Source organism: Pantoea ananatis LMG 2665 (genome assembly GCF_000710035.2).
GTDB classification, from domain to species: Bacteria; Pseudomonadota; Gammaproteobacteria; order Enterobacterales; family Enterobacteriaceae; genus Pantoea; species Pantoea ananatis.
In genome coordinates, this window is sequence record NZ_JMJJ01000005.1 from 1,181,885 (window position 1) to 1,193,241 (window position 11,357).

General features: G+C 54.6%; 9 protein-coding genes and 1 rRNA gene. 6 read left to right on the forward strand and 4 right to left on the reverse strand.

The genetic code is table 11. The features are described from left to right. The first annotated feature begins 91 nt into the window (after window positions 1-91). Window positions 92-499 carry a winged helix-turn-helix transcriptional regulator gene (locus EL29_RS13435; RefSeq protein WP_014605192.1) on the forward strand — a complete coding sequence of 136 codons (408 nt, stop codon included), beginning with the start codon at window positions 92-94 and terminating at the stop codon, window positions 497-499. Between the two features lie 83 nt (window positions 500-582). On the opposite strand, the gene EL29_RS13440 is transcribed toward EL29_RS13435, so the two are convergent. After that, complete coding sequence (locus EL29_RS13440; protein WP_014605191.1) at window positions 583-1,701, reverse strand: tRNA/rRNA methyltransferase; 1,119 nt, start codon at window positions 1,699-1,701, stop codon at window positions 583-585. 159 nt (window positions 1,702-1,860) lie between these two features. Here EL29_RS13440 and trxC point away from each other — a divergent pair, with 159 nt between their 5' ends. From trxC to pssA, 4 genes are all read left to right on the forward strand, one after another. Beyond that, window positions 1,861-2,280: a thioredoxin TrxC gene (gene trxC / locus EL29_RS13445; RefSeq protein ID WP_013026875.1), complete on the forward strand. Its 420-nt coding sequence runs from the start codon at window positions 1,861-1,863 to the stop codon at window positions 2,278-2,280. Between the two features lie 82 nt (window positions 2,281-2,362). Next, window positions 2,363-3,043 carry a tRNA-uridine aminocarboxypropyltransferase gene (locus tag EL29_RS13450; RefSeq protein WP_028715559.1) on the forward strand — a complete coding sequence of 227 codons (681 nt, stop codon included), beginning with the start codon at window positions 2,363-2,365 and terminating at the stop codon, window positions 3,041-3,043. 108 nt (window positions 3,044-3,151) lie between these two features. Continuing rightward, window positions 3,152-5,827 (forward strand): bifunctional acetate--CoA ligase family protein/GNAT family N-acetyltransferase, encoded by a 2,676-nt coding sequence (locus EL29_RS13455; RefSeq protein ID WP_028715560.1) that lies wholly within the window; start codon window positions 3,152-3,154, stop codon window positions 5,825-5,827. Between the two features lie 99 nt (window positions 5,828-5,926). Continuing rightward, window positions 5,927-7,282: a CDP-diacylglycerol--serine O-phosphatidyltransferase gene (pssA, locus tag EL29_RS13460; RefSeq protein WP_028715561.1), complete on the forward strand. Its 1,356-nt coding sequence runs from the start codon at window positions 5,927-5,929 to the stop codon at window positions 7,280-7,282. A gap of 44 nt (window positions 7,283-7,326) precedes the next feature. On the opposite strand, the gene EL29_RS13465 is transcribed toward pssA, so the two are convergent. Together EL29_RS13465 and EL29_RS13470 are read right to left on the reverse strand one after the other, a co-directional pair. Then, window positions 7,327-8,622 carry an MFS family transporter gene (locus tag EL29_RS13465; RefSeq protein ID WP_015699646.1) on the reverse strand — a complete coding sequence of 432 codons (1,296 nt, stop codon included), beginning with the start codon at window positions 8,620-8,622 and terminating at the stop codon, window positions 7,327-7,329. Window positions 8,623-8,858: 236 nt separating this feature from the next. Further along, complete coding sequence (locus tag EL29_RS13470; protein WP_200870532.1) at window positions 8,859-9,926, reverse strand: zinc-dependent alcohol dehydrogenase family protein; 1,068 nt, start codon at window positions 9,924-9,926, stop codon at window positions 8,859-8,861. 106 nt (window positions 9,927-10,032) lie between these two features. On the opposite strand from EL29_RS13470, the gene EL29_RS13475 reads away from it, so the two are divergent. Beyond that, window positions 10,033-10,494, forward strand: coding sequence for an Lrp/AsnC family transcriptional regulator (locus EL29_RS13475; protein WP_235193320.1), 462 nt, complete (start codon window positions 10,033-10,035; stop codon window positions 10,492-10,494). A gap of 583 nt (window positions 10,495-11,077) precedes the next feature. Here the strand turns inward: EL29_RS13475 and rrf are convergent. Continuing rightward, window positions 11,078-11,193, reverse strand: a 5S ribosomal RNA gene (gene rrf / locus EL29_RS13480). Between the last annotated feature and the right edge of the window lie 164 nt (window positions 11,194-11,357).

An 11,357-nucleotide genomic window follows, 5' to 3' on the forward strand; every position in this document is an offset into this window, starting at 1 on the left:
CTTTTGATAACGGAGGGCGGCAAACTCTACTTAAATAGTGCCATTATTGATAGTAGTTACCATTTGGTGACCATAAAGGAGGGAGAAGACGATGCCTGCCTGGGTAGAGGGTAAACTGGTTTTTTATGTGGATTCACCGCCGCGCCGACTCATGGATCTTTTTTCTGCCAAGTGGAATCCGATGGTGCTGCATGCGCTGTATCACTGGCCGGGAGGCCGCGCACGCACGGGCGAGTTGCAGCGAAGTTTGCAGGGGATATCAAAAAAGATGTTGTTTCAGACGCTGAAGGAGCTGGAGCAGCGCGGATTGATCACCCGCCATGTTTACGACGTGATCCCACCCAAAGTCGACTATGCGTTAACGGCGCTGGGCCAGACCTTCGCGGAACCGGTAGAGCAGCTGTATCAATGGGGGCTGGATAATCAACGGGCGCTTGATGAGATGGACGAACATGTTGATCAGGCTACGTCCGACTCCGGGGATGGTAAGGCGGGGTAACGGGCTGGCGGAGTATCTTTCACGCCCCGCCGGGAACACTGAACCTGTATGGCACGTTTCACGGCACCATACATCAGCTAACATCAGGCGTTCTGACGCCACCATTCGGCCAGCAGAACGCCGGTAGCGACGGAGACGTTCAGACTTTCCACGTTGCCGGTGCCGCCAATCGACACGCTCATATCGCCCTGCTGGAACGTGCTGTCAGACAAGCCTTCACGCTCCTGACCCAGCACCAGTACCATTTTGGCCGGTAGCACCGCGTCAGACAGGGATGTGCCCTGATGGCTCGAGGTCGTCACGATGGTGTAACCCGCTTTGCGGAAGGCTTCGAGGCCTTCATTAAAGGTTGCGCCGCTGATAGCCTGAACGTGTTCAGCGCCGCCTTCCGCCGTGCGAACCGCTGCACCGGATTCCAGCAGCGAGGCATCGTTAACCAGCAGACCTTTCACACCAAAGTGCGCGCAGCTGCGCATGATCGCGCCAAGGTTATGGGGATTGCTGACATCTTCAAGCGCCAGTACACAGTCTTTGCTTTCGGCCTTGTTAAGCCATTCTGCTACGTCCATGCCCATGCGTTTCTTGATCAGGAAGCAGACGCCGCCGTGGTGTTCAGTACCGGAAGCTTTGGTGATCTCTGCGTCATCGACCACGTGGTAGGCTTTGCGGTTAGCCGCCAGCCAGCGCAGCGCATCGCGGAAACGTGGCGTCACGCTTTGCACAAACCAGGCGCGAACGATGCATTCAGGACGGCTCTGGAACAGCGCCTGACAGGCGTTTTCACCGTAAACGCGGGTTTCTTCCAGACGCTGGCGACGAATCTGCTCAACGTCAACCACGCCTTTACCGCTGATCCCTGGGTTTTCCGGTTTGTTGTCTTCCACGACCGGCGCGCGGGAGACGGTACGCCATGGGGAATCACTGCTACCGTAAGCATCACGATTGTCGCTGCCGCGATCGTTGCGGCGCGGTGCGCTGTCACTGCGGCGTGGCACGCTATCGCTGCGACGGCCTGTACCGCGACCGCCTTCTTCACTACGCTCAGTGCGCGGGCCGGATGAACGACGATTGTCTTCACGGCGAGCAGCAGGACGGCCACCTTTGCCTGTACGAGGATTCGGCGCGCGCGCGCTTTGCTCATCTTCGCCACGCACATACATGACTTTGACCTTACCACTTTTGCCTTTAAATTCGTCGTTCATTTCTTCCTCCTGCATTGAGAGCGCGAAGATTACCTGATGTGACTGCGCTTAGCTATCAACTATTGTACCTATAGAGCAATCCACATTGAGACGATCTTACCACCCTTTCATAATGGACAATATTGAGCAAAGTGCTCTAGTTCATTATCAGAGGTTTATATGAATACGGTATGCACGTCTTGTCAGGCAACCAATCGCGTTCCCGAAGAACGGCTTGCCGATGGTGCCAAATGTGGTCGTTGCGGCGAAAGCCTGTTCTCTGGCGAGGTCATCAACGCCACCGCCGCCACGCTGGACAGCTATCTGCAGGACGATCTGCCGGTCGTGGTGGACTTTTGGGCGCCATGGTGCGGCCCCTGCGTTAATTTTGCCCCGGTGTTTAAAGACGTCGCACAGGAGCGCAGCGGCAAGGTGCGCTTCATTAAAGTGAATACGGAGGCCGAACCGGCGCTGAGCAGTCGCTTCCGCATTCGCAGCATTCCTACTATTATGGTCTTTAAGAAAGGTGAGATGGTGGACATGCTAAACGGTGCCATGCCGAAAGCGCCCTTCAACGAGTGGCTCGACGAATCCCTGTAAGCGCAAAAGGCCAGCCCGTGCTGGCCTTTTCCCTTTGTCCGACGCTTCGATTACACTACGCTTTTTCCTGTCCTGAATAATCATGTCTGAAAATGCCGTTTTGCGTTTACGTGCCCAACGTCTGGCCCGCGCCACACGTCCCTTTCTGGCGCGTGGGAACCGTGTGCTTCGTTGCCAGGGATGTCTGTTGCCGGAAAAACACTGTCTGTGCGCCAGCATTCGTGTGCAGTCTGCCCGCAGTCGCTTTTGTCTGGTGATGTTTGATACCGAACCGATGAAGCCAAGTAATACGGGCCGGTTGATCGCCGACGTCTTGCCAGCTACCCAGGCCTTTGGCTGGTCACGCACCGAGCCCGATCCTTTACTGCTGCAGGCCGTGGCCAGTGAGGCTTATCAGCCCCTGGTGGTTTTCCCTGCATCTTACGCCGATGAAGGTCGCAAGATTGTGCATTCGCCGCCGCTGTCAGGTAAACCGCCGCTGTTTATCATGCTGGATGGTACCTGGAATGAAGCCCGCAAGATGTTTCGTAAAAGCCCCTGGCTTGATCGCTTTCCGGTGATCTCGCTTAATGTCACGGCACCGTCCCGCTACAGGCTGCGCGAAGCGCATGGCGAAGGTCAGCATTGCACCGCAGAGATTGCCGCGGCGCTGCTGCACCAGGCCGGCGACCGTGAGGCTGGCGAGGCATTAACCCTGCACTTTGAGCAGTTCCGTCAGGCCTATCTTGCCGGTAAGCCGCATCATCCCGGCCAGGAGAAGTAACACTCGCCCTGGCAGGCCGATTGTCATTATTCAGGCTGGGATCTGCCCGACGGTAAAAAAGCCCAAAAGCGTTTACACTCCCCTAAATGCCGACGAATGGAGAAGGTGATGAGTCAACGTGGACTGGAAGCGCTGTTAAGACCAAAATCAATTGCGGTAATCGGCGCCTCGGTCAAGCCGGGACGGGCAGGCTATTTTATGATGCGTAATCTGCTGGCGGGCGGCTTTAGCGGCCCGGTGTTGCCGGTGACGCCAAAATATAAAGCCGTTAGCGGCGTGCTGGCCTGGCCTGATATTCACAGTTTGCCCTTCGCCCCCGACCTGGCGGTGATCTGTACCCATCACAAAAGAAATCTGACGCTGTTACAACAGCTTGGCGAGAAAGGCTGTAAAGCCTGCATCATCCTCTCCGCCCCCGCCAGTCAGCTCGCCGAGTTAAAAGCCTGCGCCAGCCGCTGGCAGATCCGATTGTTAGGCCCAAACAGTCTGGGATTGCTGGCCCCGTGGCAGGGGCTTAACGCCAGCTTTTCTCCTGTTCCCATCGCCAAAGGCCGTATTGCGTTCATATCGCAGTCATCAGCCGTCTCCAACACCATTCTTGACTGGGCGCAGCAACGTAACCTGGGGTTTTCATGGTTTATCGCCTTAGGCGACAGCCTGGATACCGACGTGGACGATCTGCTGGATTTTCTGGCCCGTGACGGCAAAACCAGCGCGATTCTGCTTTATCTTGAACACCTTAGCGATGCCCGCCGGTTTGTCTCGGCCTCCCGTAGCGCATCCCGTAACAAACCTATTTTGATTATCAAAAGCGGCCGCAGTCGCCAGGCACAGGCGCTGCTTGGTACGCACAGCGGTCTCGATGCCGCCTGGGATGCGGCGATCCAGCGTGCAGGCTTGTTACGGGTGCAGGATACGCACGAGCTGTTCACCGCAGTTGAGTCCCTGAGCCATATGCGTCCACCACGCGGGCACCGGCTGATGATTATCAGCAATGGCGTGGCTCCCGCCGCGCTGGCGTTAGATGAACTCTATGCCCGCAACGGTAAGCTCGCCACGCTGGGCGAGCAAACGATAGAGCAGCTTAGTGCCGTTCTGCCGGAGGGCGTCGGGCACGGCAATCCGGTCGATTTAAAGGACGATGCAACGCCGGAACGCTATCTGGCCTGCCTGGCCGTCCTGCTCGACAGCCATGATTTAGATGCCCTGATGATTATTCATGCCCCCAGCGCTGTTGCCCCGGCGACCGAAACCGCAGAGAAAATCATTCAGCTTATTCATCAGCATCCACGCGGAAAACAGCTCACGCTGTTGACCAACTGGTGCGGCGAATTCTCCTCTCAGGCGGCGCGCCGTGCTTTTACTCAGGCCGGCATTCCCACCTGGCGAACGCCGGAGGGCACCGTCACCGCCTTTATGCATCAGGTTGAATACCGGCGTAACCAGAAATTGTTGCGGGAAACCCCCGCCCTGCCAGTAAACCTGACCCAGGACAGCGCTCAGGCCCACCAGTTGCTGTCTCAGGCGCTGGATAAGGGCATCCTGTCGCTGGATACGCACGAAGTGCAGCCCGTTCTTAAAGCTTACGGCCTCGCGACGTTACCCACCTGGATAGCAAAAGACAGTGAGGACGCCGTCACGATTGCTGAACAAACCGGCTATCCGGTCGCGCTGAAGCTCCGTTCGCCCGATGTGGCGCATAAGTCCGAAGTGCAGGGCGTCATGCTCTACCTGCGTAACGCCGCCGAAGTTAAACGCGCGGCGGACGCGATTATTGACCGGGTCAGGCAGACGCTGCCGCACGCGCGTATTGAAGGACTGGTGGTGCAGAGCATGGCGAACCGGGCTGGTGCCCAGGAGCTGCGGATTGTGGTGGAGCAGGATGCGCTGTTTGGCCCCATCATCATGCTGGGTGAAGGCGGCGTAGAGTGGCAGGCAGAGAAACAGGCGGCGGTTGCTTTGCCGCCGCTGAATATGACCCTGGCGCGCTATCTGGTGATCCAGGCAATAAAAAGCGGCAAGGTCCGCAGCCGAAGTGCCTTGATTCCGCTTGATGTAGCTGGCCTGAGCCAACTGCTGGTTCAGGTCTCTAACCTGGTGGTAGATTGCCCGGAAATACAACGGCTGGATATTCATCCGCTGCTGGCGGCAGGTAGCGATTTCACCTTACTGGACGTTACGCTGACGCTTGCGCCTTTTGACGGTGATAACGAAACGCGTCTGGCCATCCGACCCTATCCTCAGCACCTGGAAGAACAGGTCGAGTTGAAGGACGGTCAGCACTGCTTATTCCGCCCTATCCTGCCGGAAGATGAACCGCTGCTGCGTGACTTTATCAGCCAGGTGACGAAAGAAGATCTCTACTACCGCTACTTTAGCGAAATTAATGAATTCACCCATGACGATTTGGCCAATATGACGCAGATTGACTACGACCGGGAGATGGCGATTGTCGCCGTTCGGCAGCATCAGGGGCAGCCGGAAATCATCGGTGTGACCCGCGCGATTTCGGATGCCGACAACGTTGATGCCGAGTTTTCGGTACTGGTGCGCTCCGATCTTAAAGGGCTGGGGATGGGAAGACGTTTACTGGAAAAAATGATCCGTTACACCCGCGCGCATGGCCTGCAACAACTGAACGGCATTACCATGCCCGGCAACCGCGGCATGGTGACGCTGGCGAAAAAACTCAACTTTGACGTGGATGTCCAAATGGACGATGGCATCGTCAGTCTTAAGCTTTTGTTACAGGATAATGTCAGTTTGCCGTGTAGAGAAAAGTAAAAATCGCCCAGTTCGTCGTGGTTGATGTTATTATTTAGCGTTATGACCCTGATTTGGTGGCAAAAGGCCATACAATGAACCGAGAAGAAGTGCACTGTGATGTTGTCTAAATTTAAACGCAATAAACACCAACAACACCTCGCACAGCTGCCTAAACTGTCACAATCTGTTGCGGATGTGTCGACGCTTTATTCGCCCGCCGAATTTCGTGAGACGCTTTTGGAAAAGATTGCGTCAGCGCAATCGCGCATTTGTATCGTCGCACTCTATCTGGAAAATGACGATGCGGGCCGCGCCGTCATGAATGCACTGTATGCTGCGAAACTCGCTCGCCCACAGCTCGACATCAGTATTTTAGTCGACTGGCACCGTGCCCAACGTGGCCGTATTGGTGCTGCACGAGGCGTGACCAATGCCGACTGGTATTGTGAGATGGCCCAACAGCATCCCGACCACGTCATTCCTGTCTACGGCATTCCGGTTAATACTCGCGAGGCACTCGGAGTACTGCATCTGAAAGGCTTCATCATTGATGATACGCTGCTCTACAGCGGGGCCAGCCTGAATGACGTTTACCTGCATCAGCACGATAAATATCGCTACGATCGCTACCAGCTCATTCGTAATCCCGCGCTGGCCGACACCATGTTCGAATGGATCAACAAGCATTTAAAAGACGCCGAGGCAGTCAATCGCCTGGACTATGCTGAGCGTCCTTCCAGTCCGGAAATTAAAAATGAAACGCGTCAGTTTCGTCAGGACCTGCGCGGGTTCAACTATCAGTTTGAAGGCAACGCCGGCAACGATGAACTCACCGTGACGCCACTGGTCGGCCTGGGCAAGCGTAGCCTGCTGAACAAGACCATTTTCCATTTGATGCCCTGCGCTGAAAAGAAGCTCACCATCTGCACGCCCTATTTCAACCTGCCTGCGCTGCTGGTGCGCAATATCATTGGCCTGCTACGTCAGGGTCGTGACGTTGAGATCATCGTGGGTGATAAAACAGCGAATGACTTCTATATCGCACCCGATCAGCCATTTAAGATCATCGGTGCACTGCCCTACCTCTACGAAATTAACCTGCGTCGCTTTTTAAGCCGGCTGCAGTACTACGTTAGCAACGGGCAGCTGACCGTACGTTTATGGAAAGACGGTGAAAACAGCTATCACCTGAAAGGAATGTGGGTTGACGATGAGTGGCAGCTCATTACAGGCAACAATCTTAATCCCCGCGCCTGGCGGCTGGATCTCGAGAATGCGGTACTGATCCACGACCCGCATCAGCAGTTGGCCGATCAGCGACAGCATGAGCTGATGCTGATCCGTCAACATACCACGGTCGTTGGACACTTTCGCGAGCTGGAGAGCATCGCTGACTACCCGGCGAAAGTGCGTAAGCTGATTCGCCGTCTACGCCGTATTCGTATTGACCGCCTCATCAGCCGCATACTGTAAACCCTCAGAATGCCGCAGCCTGCCTGCGGCACTCCTTTCCTCTGCTACAGCTTAATTCCTTTCCCATGCCGGTGGAGCAGCAGCGAAACCAGAAACGCCAGCGCGCCCATCGCAGACACGTACCAGAAGAAGGTGGTCTCCATCCCTTTGTGCTTCATCAGTAACGCCACGTACTCTGCAGACCCACCGAAGATCGCATTCGCCACCGCATAAGACAGCCCGACGCCCAAGGCTCGCACCTGCGGCGGAAACATCTCAGCTTTCAGAATCCCACTGATCGAGGTGTAAAAGCTGGTAATAAGCAGTGCCAGCATAATCAGAACAAATGCCATGCCCGGACTCTGTACGTTTTGCAGCAGGGTAAGGATGGGTACGGTACAGATTGCTGCACCGGCACCGAAAATCATCATGGACGTGCGTCGGCCTATTTTATCCGACAAACCGCCAATAACGGGCTGCAGCAGCATATAGACGAAGAGCACACCGGTCATCAATGCACTGGCGGTTTTCGCATCCATACCAGAGGTATTTACCAGATACTTTTGCATGTAGGTTGTAAAGGTGTAAAAGCTCAACGAACCGCCCGCCGTAAAGCCCAGCACCATCAGGAAGGGTTTGGTGTGATTACGTAACAGGCCAATGACGCTACCGGCATCCCGATGCTCACGGCTCTGTTTATCGGACGTTTCATCCAGAGAGCGGCGCAGCCATAACGCCACCACGGCCAGCGCAGCGCCTAAAAAGAACGGGATGCGCCAGCCCCATGTGCGTAGCTCCTGATCGGTTAAGATGAACTGCAGCACCACCACCGTCAGCACAGCGGCTAACTGCCCACCAATTAAGGTGACGTATTGAAAGGAGGCATAAAAGCCTTTGCGCCCTTCCAGGGCCACTTCACTCATATAGGTTGCACTTGTGCCGTACTCCCCGCCCACCGACAGCCCCTGGAACATACGAGCCAGTAACAGCAGGGCTGGCGCGGCTATCCCAATGCTGTTGTAACCCGGCAGACAGGCGATGACCAGCGATCCGAAACACATCATACAGACAGAAATCAGCATGGATTTTTTTCGCCCGTGGCGGTCACCAATATAGCCAAATAACCATCCGCCAATCGGCCTCATTAAAAAGCCTGCGGCAAACACGCCTGCCGTCTGGAGTAACTGGGTTGTCGTATCCCCTTGCGGAAAGAAGATATGGGCAAAGTAGAGTGAGAAAAACGAGTACACATAAAAGTCGAACCATTCGACGAGATTACCTGAGGATGCACCTACTATGGCCCAGATACGTTTTTTTCTGTCGAGCAACTGCGATTGTGGATTTTTGATCACATCTGACATGCTATGCCTCGGCTCCATGCTGATAAGCAGCGTTAAAGCGTTGAGTAAAGCATGGACGGGAATAAAACGGAAAGAGGTGTTGGTTCTGGATGACAAAATGTGACTTATGTTGTTAATTTGCTGTAACAACTGAAAGTGTCAGACCACCGCGCCAGCCCGCTACGGATATCAAAAACGACCGACCTTTCTCTACAACATGTGTACGAGCAGTGCAGACAGGCCGGTGTTTTAGTGCATCAGAACGTCGTGACTACCGTGACGCCCGGTGATTCAAACTTATCCATATTGATTAACGCTTCTATGGATTGCTTGAGGCTGATGGTGCGGCCAATGAGCTTTTCAGGACAGAGTTCACCGGTGGCAATCATGTTCATCATGTCGCCGTAACGATGAGCCTGCATGCCGTGACTGCCAATAATCTCCAGTTCGTTAGCAATAACGCTGGCCATTGGAATGGGCGGTGCACTGTGTTCGCCCGCCATCAGGCCTATCTGGATGTGCCTGCCTCTTTTTCTTAAGGAATGAATGGAGTTCACGCAGGTCACAGTATGACCCAGCGCATCCAGTGACACATGTGCTCCGCCTTGGGTGATTTCTCTGATGGCTTCCGCCACATTGTGCACGCGAGCGCCATTTACTACGGCAACTGCACCCAAATCACGGGCCAGCTGCAGCTTTTCATCCGAAATATCCACCGCCACCACGTTTGCTCCGAGCGCATTCGCGATCATGATGGCGGAAAGTCCCACACCGCCACAGCCGTGCACGGCAAGCCACTGACCTGCCGACGTTCTTCCCTGATCGACCACTGCCCTGAACGAGGTAATAAAACGGCACCCGAGACTGGCTGCGGTAGTGAAGTTCAGCGTGTCCGGCAGTGCGATAAGATTTAAGTCGGCCTGCTGTATCGCTACGTATTCGGCGAACGATCCCCAGTGCGTGAAGCCAGGCTGGAACTGATGGTCACAGACCTGCTGATTACCGGTATGACATTCGTGACAAAAGCCGCACCCCGATACAAAAGGTACCGTGACATTATCGCCCGGCCGCCATTTAGTCACCGCGTTGCCAACGGCTTCAATTGTGCCTGCGAATTCGTGTCCCGGCACATGAGGCAGAGGAATATCGGGATCGTGCCCGACCCAGCCGTGCCAGTCACTTCGGCAAACACCGGTGGCTTTGACCCGAATCACCACGCCATGCGGATCGGGAGTAGGGTCCGGGACCGTTTGCAGCATCGGCGGCGACAGAAATGACTCGTATATCACTGCTTTCATCAGTAAACCCTCATCGTAGGCGTTCATAAAATTATACCTTTCGATTCGGAAATTACTTTTCATCTGTTGCAGGCGGATAATTATTTATGAAATTATCCTTCATCAAACATGCAATGGTTGAGTGGATATTTCAGTGAGTCTTCTTGATAAGAAAGATCTGGTGCTGCTGCGTTATCTGCAGCAGGACGGCAGGGTATCGAGTCTTAAACTTTCACAGGATTTGGATGTTAGCCCGGCTTCTGCATGGCGACGTCTGAAACGGCTTGAGGATGAGGCGTTTATTGAGGGTTATCAGGCGGTGGTTAACCGCAGAAAAGTGGGCTTTGGCGTGATGGCATTTGTCCGTCTGGTCTGTAGCCAGCACAGTGAAGCGGCAACGCGGGATTTTGAAGACAGGATTAATGCCAATCCCTATGTGCTTTCCTGCCACAACATTACCGGTGAAGCTGATTTCCTTTTACAGGTCGTGGCGCGCGACTTAGACCATTACAGTCTTTTTATCGAAAAGGAACTGCGTAAATTACCGGGGATACTGAGTATTAATTCTTCGATTTCACTCAGAGAAGTAAAGAAAACGCATCCGCTACCGGTTTAACGGTGTCGCGATTTTGCAGGATGCAATGCAAAGTTGCTTTTCACTCGTTCTACCCTTCATAGCTGGGTAGTCGGTAAATTCCTTGTTGCCTGATTAATGATGTCGGTTAAAAAAACAGCTATTGCATTGTGCTGGATCTCAAACAGAGAAGGAATGCGGTGGATTGCGGTCAGGTACTCGCGGCTTTTGTAGCGATGGCGTTTGTTGTATCACGATGATCAGGCGGTTCGTCGTCTTTTGGCAGGGGGTGCAGGTATATGACGCCGGGCGCGGCATGCCATTCGGCTTTCTCACGCGCCATTTTATCCCGATCCGGCGGTTTTAATGACGCGGAAGGCGCTCGCGCGGTCCCGGCCGTGCAGGACAGCCGGCCTGACGACCCGCTTTTCACCGGTTACGCACGTAAAAAAGCCCTGAACGAAAGTTCAGGGCTTTTTTACTTGTTTGATGCCTGGCAGTTTATGAATCACGCTGTGATTCACCCTTCGGGCCGCTGCTTCGCAGCGTTCAAAAGCGTTCGCTTTTGTCCTACTCTACTGAGTAGTGAACTGCCCGAGATTACGTGCAGGTCCTTCAATTTGATGCCTGGCAGTTCCCTACTCTCGCATGGGGAGACCCCACACTACCATCGGCGCTACGGCGTTTCACTTCTGAGTTCGGCATGGGGTCAGGTGGGACCACCGCGCTACAGCCGCCAGGCAAATTCTTTGTGCCGAAACGAATCTTTTACATCGTGACCGCGTTGCCATCGCTCAGCCACACCGGTCACATACTTCAGTATGCTCCCGCTGATGCCTTCGCGCTGCGCCCTGTCACGCCGCAAAATCTTTCGTTTCCGCAGATTCTTTATCCGGTAAACAATG